Source organism: Polaribacter sp. (assembly GCF_965660385.1).
Taxonomy (GTDB): Bacteria; Bacteroidota; Bacteroidia; order Flavobacteriales; family Flavobacteriaceae; genus Polaribacter.
In genome coordinates this window covers 1-21,017 of the sequence record NZ_CBFHZT010000012.1, presented here as the reverse complement: position 1 = coordinate 21,017, position 21,017 = coordinate 1, and the positions used below count along the sequence as shown (strand labels likewise).

Genomic DNA, 21,017 nt, shown 5'->3' with positions numbered 1-21,017 from the left:
ATGTTATCCACTTATTGGAAAAGAAGAAAGGATAATAAAATTTTTAGCAATTATATCTATCTTTTACTTATACAAGGAGCAAATTTTATACTTCCTTTAATTGCATTGCCATATTTAGTAATTACTTTAGAGTCTGAGAAATATGGTTTAGTAATGGTGGCTCAATCATTAGCCGTCTTTTTTACAATAGTGGTTGATTTTGGTTTTAATATAAGTGCAACAAGAGAAGTTTCATTATTAAAAGGAAAAAAGAAGAAATTAACACAATTTTTTTGGGATGTTTATTCAACTAAACTAATTTTAACTGCACTGTCCTTTCTATTATTACTTTGCTTAATTTTTTTTATTGATAAGTTTAAGACAGAACCACTTATTTATATGTATAGTTTTGGCCTTGTAATAGGTCAAGCTGTTTTTCCTACCTGGTTCTTTCAAGGAATAGAAAAAATGAAAGTGATTACTTTTATTAATGTTGCTGCTAAGACTTTCTTTACAATATCTATATTCTTTGTTGTTTTAAAGCCAGAAGATTTTGAGTTTGTTCCTATTTTAAATGGTTTAGGGTATATTATTTCGGGTTTAATAGGTTTTGTGTTTAGTTTAAAATATGTAGGTTTTACTTTTCCTAAGTTTAACAACGTAAAGAAAATTATAAAAGAAAGTTTTAATTTATGTGTGTCTAATTTTGCAGTTAATTTATATAGTTCTAGTAATACATTAATTTTAGGCTTTTTTGCAGGAGATACAATTGCAGGTATTTACGCCAGTATGGAAAAATTAGTGTTAGCCACAAAAAGTATATACATACCATTATATCAATCAATTTTCCCTCACTTATCTACGCTTTCTTTTAAAAAAATTAAAAATTTTATTAAAAAAATTAGAATTCCAATTACGATATCTGGGATAATTTTATCTTTAGTAATTATTATAGGATCAGATTCAATTTTAAAAATAATCTATAATGATGATTTAATTTCAAGCTATTATAAAGTTTTTCAGATTCTTGGGTTCATAGCATTTTTGGCAGCTTTAAATATGTTGTATATAACCTTATTTTTTCCGTCAGTAAAAGCATATAAGGTTAGAATGAAAATTTTGGTTTTTGCAGGTATTTTTCATTTTTTTCTAGTGTTAGTTTTAGGTAATTTTTATGATATTTATGGTGTTGCTATTTCTGCAGTAGTTACAGAATTCTTAATTTTATTACTAGGATATTATCATTATAATAAAACAGCATTATGAAAAAATTAATTATGATTCATACTGTTACACCAGATTATAGGGCTGTTTTTTATAAAGGTATTCAAGATTCGTTAAAAGATAGGTTTAAACTTTATTCTGGAGAACTTTATTTTGAACCTACAATAGTTAGTGACAAAAAAATTGAAAAAGAACGAGTTAAAAATATATTTCTGTTTCATAGAAAATTTTTGTTTCAAAAAGGTATATGGCATTTACTTTTTAAAAATGACGTTATTGTTTTAGAATTAAATCCTAGAATTATTTCTAATTGGATTTTTCTGCTAGTTAGATACTTTTTAAACAAAGAAACATATTCTTGGGGTCATGCATGGGGAAGAAAAGGGATTAATAATAAAACTGATTTTCTAAGGAATTTTATGAGGAATTTAAGTGATGGTGTAATAGTATATACAAGCAAACAAAAAAGCGAGCTTCAAGATAAGATGCCGCAAAAAAAAGTGTTTGCTGCTCCAAATTCTTTATTTTCTTGTTCTAAAATGGTGTTATCTGAAGATAGCAATATCAGAAAAAATATTATTTCTGTATGTAGATTAATCCCTAGTAAAAAAATAGTTTTTTTAGTAGAATCTTTTATCCGGGGAATAGAGAAATTACCAAAAGAAACTAATTTAATAATTGTCGGAGATGGTGATGAAAAAGAGAAAATAAAAAAAATTATTAATAATCATAATGTAGGCAATAGAATAAAATTATTAGGCCATATTAGTGATTATAACCAATTAAAAGAACTTTACTCTAAGGCATATTTTAGTGTATCATCTGGTTATGTCGGACTTTCCGTAACTCAAAGTTTTGGTTTTGGTGTTCCGATGTTAATATCTAAAGAAGAAAATCATTCTCCAGAAATAGAAGCAGCAATAGCTGGTAAAAATGCAGTTTTTTTTAAGACTGATTGTGGTGATGATTTTATAAAGAAGACAATACAAGTTTTTGCAGAAAAAGATTATTGGAATAAAGAAAGAAAAAATATTGTAGAGTTTTGTAAAAAGAACTATTCTTCAGAGGCAATGGCAAAAGTATTTATTGAATTGGTTTAGAATGAAATTAAAAGGTTTTTTTTTAATAGTATACATAGCATTATTATTAATAATGTTTATGACATTTAAAGCGTCTTTTTTAATATTAAGTTCTTTCTTTTTTAGTGCATTTATTTTACTATTAATTACCATATATCATTTGTATTATGAGAAAGGTTATTCACCATTTTTATCTTCTTATATAGTTTTTTCTTTTCTATTTTTTTTGGCAGCTCCAATTTCTCAAATTAATTCTTTTGAAGGAGTAGAAAACCCAAAATTTGTTAACTTTTATCCTTACAAAGAATCTTTGGTTGTATATGCAAATATGTTAATTAGCCTCTTTAATATTGTTTTTGTTTTATCATATATTTACATGAAAAAAACAATAAAAAACTATATTCCAAAACCCATTGAATCAAGTAATCAAAAGTATTTGCCATTTACTGTTTTCATGGTTTTAATATTAAGTTTTATTGTTTTTGTTGCAAGTTACAATTTTGTTCAAATAGAATTTTCGCGCCCAGGTTGGGTAAAATCACCAAATTCAATTGGCGTTCTTTTAATGTGGAAAAAGTTGTTTTTTATGTTACCCTTCACAGGAATAATTTTATGTTATCAATATTTTAAGAAAGAGAAAAAAAGAAAAAATAATTTAATTAATATATTACTTTTTTCTTTTCTTTTCTTCATAATTCTCTTGTGGTTTAAAAATCCATTTACTGAAAAAAGAAATGCATTAGGACCAATATATTTATCTTTAATTTTTTTAATTTATCCTAGACTGTTCAATACAAACTTAAAAACTATTTCTTTTTTGTTTTTTATTATGATAATTGTTTTTCCATTATCTGCAATTATCACACATAGTGATGCTTCATTTATAGAAATATATAATAATCCTTTTATTTTAATAGAACAAATGAAAGGTGGTGGTGTTTCAAAAGCTTTTAATACCTTAAACTACGATGCTTTTCCTAACATAATAGCAACAATAGACTATGTGCATAAATATGGGTTTTCTTATGGATATCAATTGTTAGGAGGTTTGTTATTTTTTATTCCTAGATCTCTATGGAGTAGTAAGCCTTATTCTACGGGTCAAGTTGTTGGAGAGCACTTAATCAGTGATTTTGGGTTTAATTTTTCAAATTTATCTAACCCATTAGTGTCAGAAAGTTTTATAAATTTTGGGTTTTTAGGAATTATAATTTATCCAATTATATTAGCTTATATTTTTATTAAAATGATCAAATGGTTAAGAAGTTATAATTACTTAAAAAAAATAATGGCTTTTTATTTTGCAATGCATTTAATATTTTTATTGAGAGGTGATTTTACAAACGGATACTCTTATTACATTGGTCCGTTAGTAGCTGTTGTTTTATTTGTTGAAATAATAGAAATATTAACAAAACATTACTTAATTTATGCAAAAAGAAATTTTAGAACAAAATAATGTTTTGCTTACTGCCGTAAAAAGCTCAATTGGGCTTATGTTTGGAATTATGCTATTTCCAAGCATAATAAAATCAATTATTATAGCTTTATTTGGTCTAACAATATTAGTATTAGTTTATAAAACAGGTTTTACATTTAATTGGAGATTCTTTATTGTAAATGCCTCAACTTATTTAGTTATTCTATTAACTTGCTTGTATAGTTCTAACTTATCAGAGGCATCTTTAAAGCTTCAAACAACATTTTCATTATTTCTTTTCCCTCTGTTACTCTCCTTAATTAAGGTTAGTCAGGTTAGAGAAATACTAAAACATATTAAGACTTATTTATTGATATTTATTATTGGTACATTTTTATATAATGTTGTGCCTTTTTTATGGTATTACTTTACACATTATAGTTTTGAAGATTTGGTAAAACACTACCCTTTAATTATCATTAAAGATATAGGTAAGTATGGTATACATCCCATATACATGGCTATGCACTGCGTTATTTCTATTTTTTTCAGTATCTCTATTTTTCCTAAAATCAAAACCAAAGTAAATAGAGGATTATTACTATTAGTAAATTTAATTTTAATTTGTTTTTTAATCATTTACTCTAAAAAAGGGCCAATTATAAGTTTAGTATCGGCTTTATTTATATGGTCTTTTTTTAAAGGAAAAAATTTAAAAAAGTATTATTTTCTTGCAATTCTTATCATTGGAATTCTCTTAATAGCCATACCAAAAACAAGAAATAATTTTTTAGAATTAGTTAAAATTGAAGAAGCAACAACGGTAAATTCTAATTCTACTAATATTAGGTATAGTATATATAAAACTACGTTTTTTTTGATAAAAAGATCTCCATTTATCGGGTATGGTATAGGAGATTTTAATGATCAATTAATAAATGAATATAGAAAAAATAATATTCAAATTTTATTAAGTAGAGAGTATAATTCTCATAATCAATATTTAAGTTTTCTATTAATAGGAGGTATTCCTCTATTGTTTTCTTTTTTTTATTTCTTATATTACAATATTAGTTTATCAATCAAAAATAAAAACTTCTTATTAGTTATTATTATAAGCTTTTATAGTATTGTAATGTTGTCGGAAAATATTTTGGAAAGAGAAAATGGAGTCATTTTCTTTTCTTTCTTGATTAATTTTTTTTCTTTAAAAAATTTCATAAAAAATGAGTGTTAAAAAATCAATTTTATTAATTGGTCCTTTTCCGAAACCAATTACAGGGCTCTCACTGGCAAATGAAATCTTATACAAAGGGTTAGTAGAAAAGAATAATAAGGTCGATTTTATTAATATGTCTTATCATAGGTTTGAAGAGGTTTTGGGCAAATTTAATTTTGATAAAATGCTATTTTTTATAAAATTAAATTTTAAAGCATTCAAAATATATAATTACGATTCCATTTACATTACAATTGGTCAAAGTTTTTTTGGGGTATTAAAATATGCTTTATTTTTTTTAGTAGCACGAATTTTTAATAAGAGCATAACAGTCCATCTTCATGGTAACCAATTAAGAAAAATGTACGAGAAACAGTCGTTTCTTAAAAATAAACTAGTAAAAAGTATTCTTCAATTATCAAATTATGGCATTGTACTTTCTAATTCACTAAAACCTAACTTAGAGTTTTTTTTAAAAGAAGAAAATATTTTTATTGTTGAAAATTTTGTCGAAAACAATTTGTATTTATCTCCAGTAGAAAATAAGTTGAAAGATTACTCTACATTAAAAATTGCTTATATAAGTAATTTAATGACGGAGAAAGGAGTATTTTATTTATTAGATTCTTTAGTTGCTTTAAATAAAAAAGGCTTTTTATTTGAAGCAAAATTTGCTGGTAATATTGATAGCTCTATAGAGTCTAAAGTAATGACTTATTTTAAAGAAAATAGTAATATAGAATATTTAGGAGTAGTTAGAAGTAGTGAAAAAAAAGAACTACTATTGTGGTCTAATACATTTGTTTTTCCATCTTATTTGATAGAGGGTTTACCAATATCTATATTAGAAGCAATAATTACAAAAAATGAAGTGATTACAACAAAACATCCTGCGTTAATAGATGTTTTTAAAGAAGATGGACTTTGTTTTATTAAAGAAAAATCAACAGATGAAATTGTTTATTTTTTACAAGAGTTAAATTCTAATTTTAATCAAAAAAGAATTGAAAACAATTATAATCTGATAAAAGATTGTACTGAAAAAAATTTTGTTTCTAACATTGAAAAAATTCTGAATTTATAACGAATGCAGCAACTAGATAAATATAAACTACCAAAAAACTTTAGAGGCAGAAACGTTTTTGTTGTTCAATTATGGTGGATTGTACAAAGTGTTTTGTTTAAAAACTCTCCTCAATTCATGTATGGTTTTCGTAATTTCTTATTAAGACTTTTTGGAGCTAAAATTGGTAAGAATACTATTATAAGGCCTTCTGTAAAAGTTACTTATCCTTGGAAGGTTTCTATAGGTGAATACTGTCAAATTGGAGATGATGTAGTTTTATATTCATTAGGTGAAATTGAGATAGGAAATCATACAGTTATATCGCAAAAGAGTTATATTTGCGCAGGATCTCATGACTTTACAAAGTCAACTTTTAATATTTTTTCAAAAAAAATAACAATTAAAGATCAATGCTGGTTAGCAACAGATGTTTTTGTTGCACCAGGTGTAACAATAGAATCTGGTACTGTTGTAGGTTCTAGGAGCAGTGTATATAATAATTTGCCAGCAAATAAAATATGTATAGGCACACCAGCTAAAGTAATAAGAGAAAGAAAAATTGAAGAATAGTAAAAATATTTTAATTATTTCTCCTTTCTTTTACCCAGAGCCAATTTCTACGGGTAAATTTAATACAGATTTTGCTGTTGGTTTAAAAGATTTGGGGCATAATGTAAAGATATTATGTTACCACCCATTATATCCAACATGGAAAATAAATAAGACTAAGGCTAAAATTAATAATATAGAAATTATTAGAGGTGGAAAGTTTTTATGGTTTTCTAAAAAACCTTTTCTAAGAAGATTTATTTTAGAGTTAAGTTATGCTTTTTTTATTTTAAGAAAAATTAAGACCAGCCAAAAAAACATAGATATCATAATACCAGTTTTCCCACCAAGTCTAGCTTTTTTTTCAATAATTCCCCTGTTAAAAAAAAATATTCAAAAAGTGGGTATGGTGCATGATTTACAAGAGTTTTATTCAGAAGAAAAGAAGGGTTTAGTTTTTAAAGTATTACAAGCGATTATCCATAAAACAGAAAAGAAATGTTATAATAGTTGTAATAAATTAATATTTCTTTCGAATGAAATGAGAAATGAATCAGAAAAAATTTATGGATTAAAAAACACTAAATTAGAAGTTCAATACCCTTTTATTACAATAAAAAATCAATTCACAAACGATTTAGAACACATTTTTGATGACGCAAAAAGACATATAGTTTACTCAGGTGCTTTGGGTGAAAAACAAAATCCTGAAGGGCTTTATGACTTTTTTGATAAAGCTACGTTGAGCATTGATAATTCTATTTTTCATTTTTTCTCAGAAGGAGAAGAGTTTAACAAACTAAAACAAAAAAATAATAATCCCAAAATACTTTTTCATAATCTTGTTAAAAAAGAAAATTTAGAAGAATTATATCTAAAAAGCGATGTTCAAATAATTCCTCAAAAAACGGGCACATCAAAAGGTTCTTTACCTTCAAAATTACCAAATTTACTGGCTTCAGAATGTAAAGTTTTTCTTATAACTGATAGTAATAGTGAATTAGAAAAATTATTTAAAGAATATAGTTTAAGTTTTGTGTCTACAAATTGGGAAAATGAAACTTTAATAAAAAATTTGAAAAAGTTATTAAATGAAAAGATTGATTTTGAACATCAAAATAAAGTAGCAAGAAATATTTTTACAATAGATAAAATGATAGAAAAAATATTATATTAAAACAATATATTTGCCTTCCTGTTATAAATCTAAGTTTTGAAAAAAAGATATTCTTATTTAATAAAGCCTCTGCAAATTATTGTAGACCTTTTAATTATTAATATCATTATATATTTCACTCAATCTCTAAGTTTTTATTTTTTATTATATATCACTTTGTTTTGGTTAGTTACAACCTATTCCTTTGGTTTCTACAAAGTTTACAGATATACTAGGTTTCTAAGATTAATTAACTTACTAGTTAAACAATTTTTAATATTTACTTTAGGTTACTTTGCTTATTTTGGTATTTTTAGAGAAGGAAAAGTTGATAATAATCAATTAATTATTTTACTATCAATAGCGTTATGTGTGTCCATAAGTAAGTTTTTTTGGTTTTTTCTATTAAAAAAATACAGAGCTTTAGGTAATAATTTAAGATCAACTATAGTTTTAGGTTATGATCAATCTGCCAAAAACATAATAAAACTATTCAAAAGTAAATCAAATTTAGGTTATAAGTATTTAGGTTTTTTTTCGAACAAAGATTATAAGAATTCTGAATTTTTAGGCAAATTCAATTCGGTTTATGATTATGTAACCCATAATGAGGTAGATGAAATTTACTTATCACTTACAGGTCATTCAAAAGAGCAAGTAAAAAATATAAATAAGTTTGCAACAGAAAAAAACATCATTTTAAAATTAATACCAGATACTATAGAGCTGTATAGTAAAAACCAAAGTGTAGAATATTATGATGATGCACTCATGGTGCTTAATGTTAGAAAATTACCCTTTGATTTTGTAGAGAGTTTATACAAAAAACGAATCTTTGATATTTTATTTTCAATATTTGTGTGTGTAGCTGTTTTATCTTGGTTATTACCACTTTTATGGGTAATTGTAAAATTAGAATCTAAAGGGCCATTAATTTTTAAACAAAATCGAGAAGGCTTAAATGGCGATAGTTTTATTTGTTATAAAATTAGAAGTATGAGGCTAAATGAAGAATCTTATGACAATATTCATACCACAAAAAACGATTTAAGAATCACTAAAGTTGGTGCTTTTCTAAGAAAAACAAGTATAGATGAATTACCTCAATTCTTTAATGTTTTGTTAGGTAATATGAGTGTTGTTGGCCCAAGACCACATATAGAAAGTTTGTCTTTAGAATATCAAAAAGAAGTACACGATTACTTAAAAAGGCATATTGTTAAACCAGGTATAACAGGTTTAGCTCAAGTAAGTGGTTATAGAGGTGAAGTGAGGAAGAAGTCTGATATTAAAAATAGAGTTAGATTAGATATTTTTTATATCGAAAATTGGTCTTTTTTCTTAGATATAAAGATCATTATTAAGACAGTTTTAAATGTTTTTAAAGGTGAGGAAAAAGCGTATTGATAAATGGAAAGAAAACTAGAAATTACAGCATGTATAGTTTTATATAATGAAGATTTAACAGAACTTACAAAAACAATAAACTCTTTTTTAAATGTACCATTACAAAAGAAACTTTATTTAGTTGATAATACAACCCAAATGCGTTTTCAAAATATCTTTATTAATAAGGATATAGAATATATTGCCAATGGTAAAAATATTGGATTTGGACCAGGGCATAATGTAGTGATTGATAAAATTAAAGACAAATCTAACTTTCATTTAATTTTAAATCCAGATGTAACCTTTGCTAAAAAAGTGATTCCTAATTTAATTCAAGAATTAACAAAAGATGAAAAATTAGCAATGATAGCTCCAAAAGTTCTTTTTCCCACTGGCGAACATCAATATTCATGTAGAAGATATCCTCGATTTTTTGAATTAATTGGTAGAAGATTCACTTTTTTAAGACCATTATTTAAATCTAAAATTTTTAAAGGTAAGTACAAAGATAAAGATCTCTCCAATCCTTTTTATGCCGAATATTTGGCAGGTTGTTTTCATTTATATAAAACGGAAGATTTTATTCGCTTAAATGGTTTTGATGAACGTTATTTTCTATATCTAGAAGATGTAGATATTTGCAAAAAAATTGATACTATTGGCAAGAAAAAACTATACTATCCTAAAGAAGAAATCATTCACATCTTAAAAAGAGGCTCATTAAGAAACCTTACACTTTTTTTTAGACACTCCTCTTCAGCAATCAAATATTTTTTAAAATGGGGCTTTTAATAAATATAAAATTCAATGCTAAACAAGAGAGTTTAGTTAACATTATTTTATCATTTAGTATATTTATATTATATTTAGGTTTAAATTTGTAGGTAATCTGTTTAAGATTTATTTTTGAAAAATGAAAATGATTTATAGAAATAATAAGTTCTTTCTGTAATCAGAAAAACGTAATGAAATTGAAACAGAATAACTCCCACCTTAAAAAACCCTTATTAATCTTATTAGATTTATTGATAATATGTAGTGTATTATATGGTATTTCAGATAAAGACTATTTAAACACTTCTTTTTTATCATTTATACTCGTTTTCTGGCTTTTTTCATCTTATTACACAAAATTTTATGATGTTTTTAGCCACCATAACATTAGTAAATTATTTGTACTTCTTTTTTCTCAATTTTTTATTTTTTTACTTGGTTTTCTAAGTTATTTCAGTCTATTTAAAGAGGGTGAAGTAGTAGCTAATCAAATAAAAACATTTACTTTAATTACTATTATTATTACCGTTTTTAAGTTTATAAGTTTTTACATTATAAAAAAACAAAAAACGTATACTAATGAATTAAAGAATATTATTCTATTTGGTGAAATCAATTCTGCCGAAAAATTAGAAAGTTTATTCCATTCTAAAAATGAATTAGGATATCGTTTTATAGGTTTTTTCTCAAAAAACAAATACAAATCGCAATATTATTTGGGTAAAACTAAAAACGGATTAGAGTATGTAAAGGAAAATAAAATTGATGAAATTTATTGTAATCCATCCACAGTTTCTAAAAAACAGCTCAATAAAATTAGAAAATTTGTTGAAGAAAATGATCTTGAACTAACCTTTTTACCAGAAAGTAGAGCAATTTACAGTAAAGATTATGTTTTAGAATATTTTGGTGCCATACCAGTATTAAAACCAAAACCACTTCCTTTTGAAAAGAAAGAAACGCATATTAAGAAAAGAATATTAGACATTGCCTTTTCTTTAGTAGTATGCATCACTATTTTATCATGGTTAATACCTATTCTTTGGATTATTATTAAAATAGATTCAAAAGGACCCTTGTTCTTTAAACAAAAAAGAGATGGTATAGATGGTAAGCAATTTTACTGTTTTAAATTAAGATCCATGAAAGTAAATAATGATGCAGATAAAGTGTCAGCGTCTAAAAACGATAAAAGAATTACAAAAGTAGGTGCTTTTTTAAGAAAATCTAGTTTAGACGAATTACCTCAGTTTTTTAATGTTTTATTTGGTGATATGAGCATTGTAGGACCAAGACCTCACATGAATGCACATACACAGAAATATGTTGAAGAAGTTGAGAATTATTTAAAAAGGCATACAGTAAAACCCGGCATAACAGGTTTAGCACAAATTAGCGGTTATAGAGGGGAAGTTATAGAAAAATCAGACATTAAAAATCGGGTAAGATTAGATATTTTTTATATTGAAAACTGGTCTTTTATTTTAGATTTAAAAATTATTGTGCGCACATTTCTTAATGTGTTTGTTAAAGAAGAGAAAGCATATTAATATTCCATAAATTTTCTAGTTATCTTTTTAGTAAAATTGCGCAATACTTAAATGCTATTAAAAGTATTTTAAAAACATTTTAAATATATTTGCAACCTCAATTCTATAAAAATGAATATACTTATTTTAGGTTCTGGTGGCAGAGAACATGCATTTACTTTAAAATTAAATGAAAGCTCAAAAATTAATCAACTTTTTGTAGCTCCTGGAAATGCAGGTACCGCTAAAATAGCCACCAATATCAATATCAATCCTACCGATTTTAAATCAGTAAAAGATGTTGTTTTAGAACATAAAATAGGCATGGTTGTAGTTGGCCCAGAAGCACCATTGGTTGCAGGTGTACACGATTTCTTTTTAGCAGATCAAGAGCTTAAAAACATCCCTGTAATTGGCCCGAAAAAAGATGGAGCCTTATTAGAGGGTAGTAAAGATTTTTCGAAACAATTTATGCAAAAACACGGTGTACCAACTGCCCAGTATAAATCTTTTACAAAGGATAATTTAGCAGATGGTTTTGCTTTTTTAGAAACTTTAACTGCTCCTTATGTGTTAAAAGCAGATGGTTTAGCTGCAGGTAAAGGTGTTTTAATTTTAAATTCTTTAGATGAGGCTAAAGCTGAATTAGAAGATATGGTTACAAACCAAAAGTTTGGTGAAGCTTCTGCTACAGTGGTTATTGAAGAATTTTTAAAAGGTATTGAACTATCTGTTTTTGTATTAACAGATGGTAAAAACTATAAAATTTTGCCATCAGCCAAAGATTATAAAAGAATTGGGGAAGGCGATACAGGTTTAAATACGGGAGGTATGGGGGCTATTTCACCTGTACCGTTTGCAGATGAAGCGTTTTTAAATAAAGTAGAAGAATTAGTTGTAAAGCCTACAATTGATGGTTTGCAAAAAGATGGAATTGATTATAAAGGGTTTATTTTTATCGGTCTAATGAATGATAATGGAAATCCTTCTGTGGTAGAGTATAATGTAAGAATGGGAGATCCTGAAACAGAGGTAGTTTTACCTAGAATAGAATCAGATTTATTTGATTTGTTTGATGGTGTAGCACACCAAACTTTACATGAAAAATCGTTCTCAGTAATTAATAAAACAGCTACTACTGTGATGTTAGTTTCTGGTGGATATCCAGAGGCTTATCAAAAGGCGAAAGAAATTACTGGTTTTGAAAAAGTAGAAGAATCTATTGTTTTTCATGCAGGGACAACAATTCAAGATGATAAAGTTATCACTAATGGAGGTAGAGTTATGGCAATTACTTCGTTGGGAAATACTATTGAAGAAGCTCTAGAAAAGAGTTATAATAGTATTGATAAAATTCATTTTGATAAGATGAACTTTAGAAAAGATATTGGTTTCGATTTAGTGTAATTCAAGTTGTTATCTTGCCTTTTTGAGTGTAAAAGAAAATTCTGAACCTTCACCATACGTGCTTTTTAAGAAAATATTTTCGTTGTGAGCTTCTACAATATGTTTTACTATAGAAAGTCCTAAACCAGAGCCACCTTGTTCTCTAGATCTACTTTGGTCTACCCTATAAAATCGTTCAAATAAACGAGAAACGTGTTCTTTTTTAATACCCTCACCATCATCCGTAACTTTAATAATAAATTTTTTGTCAGAATACTCTTCTGCGCCTACAAAAGTTTTTCCATTGGGTTTTCCATATTTTATGGAGTTTACCACTAAGTTTATCAAAACTTGCTCAATTTTCTCAATGTCGCCCTTTACAAAAACTGGGAATTCATAAATTTTATCAAAAGATAAGGTAATATTTCTTTTTTTGGCTTTCATTTCAAATAAATCAAACACATTTTGAATGAGTTCTAAAATATTAAAATTTTCAATGGTTAGCTTAGTCCCCTCATTCTCTAATTTGGCAATCATATCCAAATCTTTAATTACAGCTACCAATCGCTCTACACCTTTGTTGGCTCTATCCAAATACTTCATCCGTATTTGTTTATCATGTATGGCACCTTCCATTAATGTTAAAATATAACCTTGTACAGTAAAAAGAGGTGTTTTGAGTTCATGTGCTACATTTCCTAAAAAATCACGTCTAAAAGAATCTCTTTCAGTTAAACTTTCTATTTCCAATCGTTTCCCTTCAACAAAATCTTGCATGCTCTTAGAAATTTCATCAATATCTGTGGTAGCAGATGCTTTATTTAAATCATTAATATCGAGTATTGATACTTCTTTATATAATTTTTTTAATCTTCGGTATATAAAATGTTCCGCTCTATATTGTATGATAAAAAATGAAATAAGAAATAAAATAATCGTAGATATTACAATGTCAGGTATGCCAAGGTGCTTACTCACAACAAAGTAAGCTATACCAGAGATTATAACAGAAGCTAATGTTAAATATAACGCAGACCAGAGTGCGTAAGAATATGTTTTTTTTATTTTCAAGAAATAAAGAAGTTTTTAGTTAAGAAACAGGGTTATTTATCTTCTAACAAAACAAATTTATAACCAACACCTTTAACAGTTTTAAAATGGTTGTCACCAATTTTTTCTCTTAATTTTCTAATATGTACATCTATAGTTCGTCCGCCTACAACTACTTCATTTCCCCAAACTGTATCTAAAATTACTTCTCTTTTAAACACTTTGCCTGGTTTAGATGTTAAAAGTGAAAAGAGCTCGAATTCTTTTCTCGGTAATGCAATTTTTTTGCCACCTTTATATACCACATATTCATCCTTATCAATAACAATGTCGCCTAGTTTAATTGACTCTTCAGTCTCAGATTTTGTTTTTAATCTTCTCAATAAAGATTTAATTTTACTAACTAAAACTTTTGGCTTTATGGGTTTTGTAATATAATCATCTGCACCAGCTTCAAAACCTGCAACTTGAGAGTAATCTTCACCACGAGCAGTTAAAAAAGCAATAATTACACTTTCAAGAGATTTAATTTTTCGAATCTTTTCACAAGCTTCAATACCATCCATTTCAGGCATCATAATATCTAATAAAATTAGATGCGGAATTTGCTTTTTAGCAACCTTAATTGCTTCCAATCCATTTTGTGCTGTAAAAATTTGATAGCCTTCATTCTTTAAATTGTACCCAATAATTTCTAAAATATCGGGTTCATCATCAACTAACAAAATTTTAATATCGTTTTTATTCATAATTTCTTAATGATTGATATCAAAAATAATCATTATTATAATAAAATAACAAGTTCTTAACAATCATTTAATATTACAGTACAATTGTTAATATTAAGAACTTAACCATAAGATAATACCGTTAAATACCAGCTACTTAATAATAATTTTATAAATTTATACCTTAATTTAAATCAATTCAAACATGAAAAAAAATTACTTATTTACATTATTGTTTACACTTTGTTTTAGTGTCTTGTCATATGGACAGTTAGTTATAAATGAGATTGATGCTGATACAGCTGGAACTGACGTAGCTGAATTTATAGAACTTAAATGGACACCAAATACTTCTTTAGATGGATATGTTGTTGTATTGTTTAATGGAAGCGATGATAAAAGTTACCTGGCTTTTGATTTAGATGGTAAAACCACTGATGAGAATGGTTTTTTCATTTTAGCCAATACTCCATTAATATCTGGAACTGATATAGATATGGGTGCTGGTAATGTTTTGCAAAATGGTACTGACGCTGTTGCTGTTTATCAAGCAAATGATACTGATTTTCCAAATGATACTGCAATTACACAAACAGGTCTTATTGATGTGATAATTTATGACACAAATGATGGTGATGATGCAGGTTTATTAGATGCTTTTGGTAAAACAGAACAATTTAATGAAGATGAAAATGGTTCAAAAGATAACCAATCTATCCAAAGATTAGCAGATGGTAGTTATACTACATCCGACGCAACTTTTAGAGCAGAAAATATAGCTACAGATCCATGTGATGTTAATTTGTTTAATTATAATGCAACCTGTGATGCTGTAACTTCTGGCATAGACACCTATACTGCTACAATAGAGTTTTCTGGTGGTAATACAGGTATTACGTATACTCTTAATTCTGACGTAGGAACAATCTCAGGTGATTCACCTACTGATTCTGAAACAGGGACCATAACTATCTCTGGAGTGCCAGAAAGTTCAGATATCAACTTCACCTTAGTTGGTGGTACTGGAAGTAGTTGCGATTTTTCTGAGTCTATTACTTCTCCAAATTGTGTTGGTCTTCCTATAGTAGAAACATTTGATTACACCAATACTGAAGCACTTTCTGCTCAAGCTAGATGGATGTCTTTAAATTCTGGGGATGATATAATTGTTGCTGACGGTAGTTTAAGCTATGAAGGATTAAAGTCTTCAGAGGGTAACTCCATAACTTTTGATGGAGGTGGAGCTGAAAGTTACACCACTTTTGCAGATATCACTTCTGGTACAGTATATGCTTCCTTTCTCTTAAAAGTTTCAGATATTTCTTCGATGACGGATTTAACTGATGGTGGCTATTTTGCTTCTTTAGCTGGTGGCACAAGTAGTTACGATGCAAGACTTTGGGTAAGACCCAACCCAGATGCAAGTGGTAGTACTTTTGATATAGGTTATGGTCCTGAATCATCAAACCCACCTTTTACAAGTAGCACGTATTCTGTGGATGATGTACTATTTGTTGTTATGGCACTTAATATGGATAATGGTTTAGTTAGTACTTGGATTAACCCAGATGCTTCATCTTTTGAAGGAACAATTCCAACAGCTACTTTGTCTTCTACTGATGCTAATCCACCAAGTAGTATAAATCTATTTATTCTAAGACAAGATTCAACTGGTGAAACACCTTTTATGCAAGTTGATGAATTACGAATTTCAAATTCTTGGGCAGATGTTACTCCAAAAGCAGCAACTGCTTCTGTTGATAGAAACCAAATCGAAGGCTTCGCAACCTATCCAAACCCAGTTACAAACAATCAGTTTACCATTAAAAGCAATAGTTTAGACACTAAAAAAGTGGCTATTTTTAATGTGATTGGTAAACAAGTTTTAACCACTAGTTTTGAGGGCAGAACATCTAACATCGATGTTTCTTCAATTACCTCTGGTTTATATATTTTAAAAGTAACTGAAGGTAATAAATCAGCTACTTCAAAATTAGTAATTAAATAAAACTACTAATTTTTTATACATTTAAAAGCTCTGAATTTTCGGAGCTTTTTCTTTTTCAGTATATTTATCAACGAAAAAGAACAACAATGCTATGAACCTAACGTACAAATTAAACGATATTTTATTTTTAGATATAGAAACAGTACCTCAAGAAGAACGTTGGGAAAATGTTTCTGTAACTATGCAACAACTTTTTGAAAAGAAAACACAGTACCAACGAAAAGAAGAATTTACAGTAGCAGAATTTTACAATAAAGCAGGTATTTGGGCAGAGTTTGGAAAAATAATTTGTATCTCTGTTGGCTACTTTGTGGATACTGAGAATAGCAAGCAATTAAGAGTAAAATCGTTTTTTGGAGATGATGAACATAAAATTTTAAGTGATTTTAAAGTTTTGTTAGACAAACATTTTACCAAGAAAACTAATATTTTATGTGCGCATAATGGAAAGGAATTCGATTTTCCGTTTATAGCCAGAAGAATGATAGTACATCAAATTGAATTGCCAAAAAAACTAAATCTCTTTGGCAAAAAACCATGGGAAGTTCCGCATTTAGATACACTAGAATTATGGAAGTTTGGCGATTATAAACATTATACTTCACTAAAATTATTAACGTCAATTTTAGGAATTCCATCACCCAAAGATGATATTGATGGTAGTGAAGTGGCAGCTGTGTATTACAAAGAAAAAAACATACAACGAATTGTAAACTACTGTGAAAAAGATACTATTGCAGTTGCACAAATTTTACTGCGCTTTAACAACGAAAACAGGTTGCAAAATACCGATATTGTTAGTATTGATTAATCTTCGAGTTTCATAGAAAGTTCAAACCAGCGTTCTTCTTTTGTATCAATATCTCTTAGTATTTTTTCAAGTTCTTCTGATTTTTTAGGAATATCATCAGGAGCAATTTCTACATTTAAAAATTGTTTTTCTATGCGTTCTTTTTGGTTTTGCAGTCTTTCAATCTCAGCCTCTAAAGCACCATATTCTCTTTTTTCTTGAAAGGTTAATGTAGCTTTTTTAGTTTTTGGTGCTTCCTTTTTTTCAACAACCTTTTCAATGGGTGCTTCTTTTTCAATTGAGCTATCGTAAGCTCTAAAATCAGAATAATTTCCTGGAAAGTTTTCTACAACACCATCACCTCTAAATACAAATAAAGCATCTACAATTTTATCCATAAAATAACGATCGTGAGAAACCACCAATAAATTTCCTGGATAATCTAACAAAAAGCTTTCAAGTACATTTAGCGTAACCACATCTAAATCGTTGGTAGGTTCATCTAAAATTAAAAAATTAGGATTCTGAATTAAAACAGCACACAAATACAAACGTTTTTGTTCGCCTCCAGATAATTTTTCTACAAAGTCATACTGCTTTTTTTTATCGAATAAAAAACGCTCTAAGAGTTGCGAAGCAGATATTTTTCGTCCTTTGGTTAAAGGGATGTACTCCCCAAATTCTTTAATTACTTCAATTACTTTTTGCCCCTCTTTAATGGCAATACCAGCTTGTGTGTAGTACCCAAATTTAATGGTTTCACCTACCACTACTTTTCCACCATCAACAGGATTTTGTTGGGTAATGATGTTTAAAAAAGACGATTTTCCTGTACCGTTTTTACCAATAATTCCTATACGTTCTCCACGTTTAAACACATAATCAAAACCATCAAGTATTTTTTTATCACCATAAGATTTATATATTTTATGAAGCTCTAAAACTTTGCTTCCTAAACGCTCCATATTTATCTCTAGCTGAACTGTATGATCTTTTCTACGTTGATGTGCTTTTTCTTTAATTTGATAAAAATCGTCGGTTCTTGATTTCGATTTTGTAGTTCTTGCTTTGGGTTGCTTGCGCATCCATTCCAACTCTTTTTTAAACAAACTTTTTGCTTTGCTTAAATTGGTAGCTTCAAGAGCCAAACGTTCTTCTTTATTTTGTAAATAATACGAGTAATTCCCTTTGTATTTGTAAATATTGCCTTCGTCTAATTCTAAAATTTCATCGCATACACGTTCTAAAAAATAGCGATCATGCGTTACCATAAAAAGTGTGATTTTTTCTTTCGCAAAAAAAGACTCCAACCATTCTATCATTTCTAAATCTAAATGATTGGTAGGCTCATCAAGAATTAACAAATCTGGTTTACTAATCAAAACAATCGCTAAAGAAAGTCGTTTTTTTTGACCTCCAGAAAGCGATGAAATTTTTTGCGTTAAATCGTCTAATTTTAATTTAGATAAAATTTGACGGTATTGCGTCTCAAAATCCCAAGCATTGTATTGGTCCATTAAATCAAAAGCAGCTTGATAAGCTTCAGCTTCTTCAGGATTTTTTAATGCTTTTTCATATTGATTAACAATAGAAAGTATTTTATTATCTGTAGCAAAAATGGTTTCTTCAATAGTTAATTTAGGATCTAAATCGTCTTTTTGAGCTAAATAAGCAATAGAAATATCTTTTCTACTAACTATTTGACCAGAATCTGCATAATCTAAACCAGCAATAATATTTAGAATTGAGGTTTTTCCAGTACCATTTTTAGCTACAAAAGCTATTTTTTGATCTTTATTGATACCAAAAGAAATGTTTTCGAATAAAACACGTTCTCCATATGATTTTGATATATTTTCTACAGAAAGGTAATTCACAAAATAAAGTTTAATTTTAGCAAAGAAACAAAAAACCCAAGAGTTAACTTGGGTTTTTGCATCATTTATAACTAAATAATATATTGGGGGACAACATTTATTATGTCATTTTCACGTTGTAAAGATATAAGAAAAAAAACCTCTTGTCAATCCCCATTTATAGTGAAATTTTTTTCTCCCCATGTATGGGGAGAAGCCTCCCCATAAATGGGGAGAGAAACGCAGTTTTTGACTTTTTTTTCAGCCCTTTTCAACAAAAAACAGTTTTAGAATCTATGAATTAATGTTATCTTGCCCCTTAATCTTCAAAAAAACATAAATGAAAATTATCGTTCCTATGGCTGGTATTGGTTCTCGATTAAGACCACATACTTTAACAGTGCCAAAACCCTTAACAGTAATAGCAGGGAAACCTATTGTACAACGTTTAGTAGAGGACATTGCTTCTGTAATTGATGAGGAAATTGACGAAATTGCCTTTGTTATAGGCACAACTGCAAAAGGTTTTCCTACAGATACAGAGCAAAAATTATTACAAATTGCTAAAGAGTTAGGCGCAAAAGGTTCTGTTTATGTACAAGAAGTTGCTTTAGGAACAGCACATGCTATTTATTGTGCAAAAGAATCGTTAAGTGGGCCTTGTGTTGTGGCTTATGCAGACACCTTATTTAAGGCAGATTTTAAATTAGATGTAAATGCTGATGGTGCAATTTGGGTGAGTAAAGTAGAAAACCCAAGTGCTTTTGGAGTAATAAAATTAGAAGATGGTATCATTACCGATTTTATAGAAAAACCCAAAAACTTTGTGTCAGATTTAGCGATTATCGGAATTTACTATTTTAAAAGTGGTGATCAATTGCTGAAAGAAATTCAATATCTTATAGATAATGATTTAAAAGAAAACGGAGAATATCAATTAACAAACGTTTTAGAGTCTTTAAAGCAACAAGGTGCTAAATTTGTACCTGGTACTGTTAATGCATGGATGGATTGTGGTAAAAAAGACCCTACTGTAGATACGAATAAACAAACTTTAACTTTTGAACATGAAGCTGGTAATAATTTGGTAGCTGATGATGTGGTTTTACAAAACTCAGAAATTATACAACCTTGTTACATAGGTAAAAATGTTGTTTTACAAGATGCAAAAGTAGGTCCTTATGTGTCTATTGGTGCTGGCAGTTGTATTACGAATGCAACAATTGTAAATTCTCTGATACAAAATAACGTAGAAATATCTAATGCAAATTTAGAGAATGCTATGATTGGCAATCACGCAAAATACAATGGAAAGTTTACTTCTGTAAGTATTGGAGATTATACTGAATTGATATAAATGAAAGGAAGAAAAAAAAATATAGAATCATTTCAAAAAAAGAGAATAGCATACCTTAAAAATATACTGTTTACTTTGTTCTATGTTCTTTTTTCTCATTTCTGTTTTTCACAAGATAGTATTTCTGAAAAAGAAGATCTAACAGAGTCAGCTGCGTTAAAATTTCAACAATTTTTTTTCAAAGCCTTATCTCAAAAGGCCATTGGTAATCATCAAAAAGCTATAGAAAATTTAGAAAATTGTAACCAAATCATAAGTAATGATGTTGCAGTTTTTTTTGAGTTTTCTAAAAACTATTTTTCACTTAACAATACTTTATTAGCTAAAGAATACATAAAAAGAGCATTAACAAAAGACGAAAATAACGTTTGGATGTTAAAGCACTTAGTTAAAATTCATCAAAAAGAAAGAAACTATAAAAAAGCTATAGAAGTACAACAAAAAGTGATCGCGATAAA

17 protein-coding genes and 3 pseudogenes are annotated in these 21,017 nt (G+C 27.9%); 15 read left to right on the top strand and 5 right to left on the bottom strand.

What is annotated here, in order from left to right; translation table 11 throughout:
• The 11 genes from ACTG3V_RS05565 to purD all read left to right on the top strand — a co-directional run bounded on the left by ACTG3V_RS05565 (window position 1) and on the right by purD (window position 12,791).
• On the top strand, window positions 1-1,245 hold the full coding sequence (locus tag ACTG3V_RS05565) for an oligosaccharide flippase family protein (RefSeq protein ID WP_439131149.1): 1,245 nt from the start codon (window positions 1-3) through the stop codon (window positions 1,243-1,245).
• The gene (locus ACTG3V_RS05560; protein WP_439131148.1) at window positions 1,242-2,303 is read left to right on the top strand and encodes a glycosyltransferase; all 1,062 of its coding nucleotides are present in this window, start codon (window positions 1,242-1,244) and stop codon (window positions 2,301-2,303) included. Before ACTG3V_RS05565 ends, ACTG3V_RS05560 begins: the two co-directional genes overlap by 4 nt.
• Window positions 2,304-2,658: 355 nt before the next feature.
• Window positions 2,659-3,741, top strand: coding sequence for an O-antigen polymerase (locus ACTG3V_RS05555; protein WP_439131147.1), 1,083 nt, complete (start codon window positions 2,659-2,661; stop codon window positions 3,739-3,741).
• Window positions 3,713-4,939, top strand: coding sequence for an O-antigen ligase family protein (locus ACTG3V_RS05550; RefSeq protein ID WP_439131146.1), 1,227 nt, complete (start codon window positions 3,713-3,715; stop codon window positions 4,937-4,939). The genes ACTG3V_RS05555 and ACTG3V_RS05550 overlap by 29 nt, the downstream gene beginning before the upstream one ends.
• Entirely contained in the window at window positions 4,929-6,005 is a 1,077-nt protein-coding gene (locus tag ACTG3V_RS05545; RefSeq protein WP_439131145.1) for a glycosyltransferase family 4 protein, read from the top strand. The genes ACTG3V_RS05550 and ACTG3V_RS05545 overlap by 11 nt, the downstream gene beginning before the upstream one ends.
• Before the next feature lie 3 nt (window positions 6,006-6,008).
• Complete coding sequence (locus ACTG3V_RS05540; RefSeq protein ID WP_439131144.1) at window positions 6,009-6,557, top strand: putative colanic acid biosynthesis acetyltransferase; 549 nt, start codon at window positions 6,009-6,011, stop codon at window positions 6,555-6,557.
• Complete coding sequence (locus ACTG3V_RS05535) at window positions 6,547-7,713, top strand: glycosyltransferase (protein WP_439131143.1); 1,167 nt, start codon at window positions 6,547-6,549, stop codon at window positions 7,711-7,713. The genes ACTG3V_RS05540 and ACTG3V_RS05535 overlap by 11 nt, the downstream gene beginning before the upstream one ends.
• A 36-nt stretch (window positions 7,714-7,749) precedes the next feature.
• Window positions 7,750-9,099: an exopolysaccharide biosynthesis polyprenyl glycosylphosphotransferase gene (locus tag ACTG3V_RS05530; protein WP_439131142.1), complete on the top strand. Its 1,350-nt coding sequence runs from the start codon at window positions 7,750-7,752 to the stop codon at window positions 9,097-9,099.
• A gap of 3 nt (window positions 9,100-9,102) precedes the next feature.
• Window positions 9,103-9,873 carry a glycosyltransferase gene (locus ACTG3V_RS05525; protein ID WP_439131141.1) on the top strand — a complete coding sequence of 257 codons (771 nt, stop codon included), beginning with the start codon at window positions 9,103-9,105 and terminating at the stop codon, window positions 9,871-9,873.
• A 179-nt stretch (window positions 9,874-10,052) separates the two neighbouring features.
• Entirely contained in the window at window positions 10,053-11,405 is a 1,353-nt protein-coding gene (locus tag ACTG3V_RS05520) for an exopolysaccharide biosynthesis polyprenyl glycosylphosphotransferase (protein WP_439131140.1), read from the top strand.
• 111 nt (window positions 11,406-11,516) lie between these two features.
• Window positions 11,517-12,791 (top strand): phosphoribosylamine--glycine ligase, encoded by a 1,275-nt coding sequence (purD, locus tag ACTG3V_RS05515; RefSeq protein WP_439131139.1) that lies wholly within the window; start codon window positions 11,517-11,519, stop codon window positions 12,789-12,791.
• Between the two features lie 9 nt (window positions 12,792-12,800).
• Here purD and ACTG3V_RS05510 read toward each other — a convergent pair whose 3' ends face one another.
• Together ACTG3V_RS05510 and ACTG3V_RS05505 are read right to left on the bottom strand one after the other, a co-directional pair.
• Window positions 12,801-13,841 carry a sensor histidine kinase gene (locus ACTG3V_RS05510; protein ID WP_439131138.1) on the bottom strand — a complete coding sequence of 347 codons (1,041 nt, stop codon included), beginning with the start codon at window positions 13,839-13,841 and terminating at the stop codon, window positions 12,801-12,803.
• 32 nt (window positions 13,842-13,873) lie between these two features.
• The gene (locus tag ACTG3V_RS05505) at window positions 13,874-14,569 is read right to left on the bottom strand and encodes a response regulator transcription factor (protein WP_439131137.1); all 696 of its coding nucleotides are present in this window, start codon (window positions 14,567-14,569) and stop codon (window positions 13,874-13,876) included.
• A 184-nt stretch (window positions 14,570-14,753) separates the two neighbouring features.
• Between ACTG3V_RS05505 and ACTG3V_RS05500 the strand changes: the two genes are divergently transcribed.
• A complete protein-coding gene (locus ACTG3V_RS05500; protein WP_439131136.1) occupies window positions 14,754-16,556 on the top strand; it encodes a T9SS type A sorting domain-containing protein in 1,803 nt (600 codons plus the stop codon).
• Window positions 16,557-16,647: 91 nt separating this feature from the next.
• Window positions 16,648-17,367: a 3'-5' exonuclease gene (locus ACTG3V_RS05495; protein ID WP_439131135.1), complete on the top strand. Its 720-nt coding sequence runs from the start codon at window positions 16,648-16,650 to the stop codon at window positions 17,365-17,367.
• Here the strand turns inward: ACTG3V_RS05495 and ACTG3V_RS05490 are convergent.
• From ACTG3V_RS05490 to ACTG3V_RS05480, 3 pseudogenes are all read right to left on the bottom strand, one after another.
• Window positions 17,364-17,564 (bottom strand): annotated as a pseudogene (locus ACTG3V_RS05490) (ABC transporter C-terminal domain-containing protein); the annotation flags it as partial. The gene ACTG3V_RS05495 and the pseudogene ACTG3V_RS05490 sit on opposite strands and share 4 nt — an antisense overlap.
• 330 nt (window positions 17,565-17,894) lie before the next feature.
• Window positions 17,895-18,209 (bottom strand): annotated as a pseudogene (locus ACTG3V_RS05485) (ATP-binding cassette domain-containing protein); the annotation flags it as partial.
• A gap of 177 nt (window positions 18,210-18,386) precedes the next feature.
• Window positions 18,387-19,223 (bottom strand): annotated as a pseudogene (locus tag ACTG3V_RS05480) (ABC-F family ATP-binding cassette domain-containing protein); the annotation flags it as partial.
• Window positions 19,224-19,542: 319 nt separating this feature from the next.
• Between ACTG3V_RS05480 and ACTG3V_RS05475 the strand changes: the two are divergent.
• Complete coding sequence (locus ACTG3V_RS05475) at window positions 19,543-20,559, top strand: sugar phosphate nucleotidyltransferase (protein WP_439131134.1); 1,017 nt, start codon at window positions 19,543-19,545, stop codon at window positions 20,557-20,559.
• Window positions 20,560-21,017 (top strand): tetratricopeptide repeat protein (locus ACTG3V_RS05470; RefSeq protein WP_439131133.1); only part of this gene is annotated, 458 nt, incomplete at its 3' end.

What these genes read in the sequence shown, in the direction of transcription:
- ACTG3V_RS05565 (WP_439131149.1), top strand. Translation starts at nt 1, where the DNA reads ATGTTATCCACTTATTGGAAAAGAAGAAAGGATAATAAAATTTTTAGC.
- ACTG3V_RS05560 (WP_439131148.1), top strand. Translation starts at nt 1,242, where the DNA reads ATGAAAAAATTAATTATGATTCATACTGTTACACCAGATTATAGGGCT.
- ACTG3V_RS05555 (WP_439131147.1), top strand. Translation starts at nt 2,659, where the DNA reads ATGAAAAAAACAATAAAAAACTATATTCCAAAACCCATTGAATCAAGT.
- ACTG3V_RS05550 (WP_439131146.1), top strand. Translation starts at nt 3,713, where the DNA reads ATGCAAAAAGAAATTTTAGAACAAAATAATGTTTTGCTTACTGCCGTA.
- ACTG3V_RS05545 (WP_439131145.1), top strand. Translation starts at nt 4,929, where the DNA reads ATGAGTGTTAAAAAATCAATTTTATTAATTGGTCCTTTTCCGAAACCA.
- ACTG3V_RS05540 (WP_439131144.1), top strand. Translation starts at nt 6,009, where the DNA reads ATGCAGCAACTAGATAAATATAAACTACCAAAAAACTTTAGAGGCAGA.
- ACTG3V_RS05525 (WP_439131141.1), top strand. Translation starts at nt 9,103, where the DNA reads ATGGAAAGAAAACTAGAAATTACAGCATGTATAGTTTTATATAATGAA.
- purD (WP_439131139.1), top strand. Translation starts at nt 11,517, where the DNA reads ATGAATATACTTATTTTAGGTTCTGGTGGCAGAGAACATGCATTTACT.
- ACTG3V_RS05505 (WP_439131137.1), bottom strand. Translation starts at nt 14,569, where the DNA reads ATGAATAAAAACGATATTAAAATTTTGTTAGTTGATGATGAACCCGAT.
- ACTG3V_RS05500 (WP_439131136.1), top strand. Translation starts at nt 14,754, where the DNA reads ATGAAAAAAAATTACTTATTTACATTATTGTTTACACTTTGTTTTAGT.
- ACTG3V_RS05495 (WP_439131135.1), top strand. Translation starts at nt 16,648, where the DNA reads ATGAACCTAACGTACAAATTAAACGATATTTTATTTTTAGATATAGAA.
- ACTG3V_RS05475 (WP_439131134.1), top strand. Translation starts at nt 19,543, where the DNA reads ATGAAAATTATCGTTCCTATGGCTGGTATTGGTTCTCGATTAAGACCA.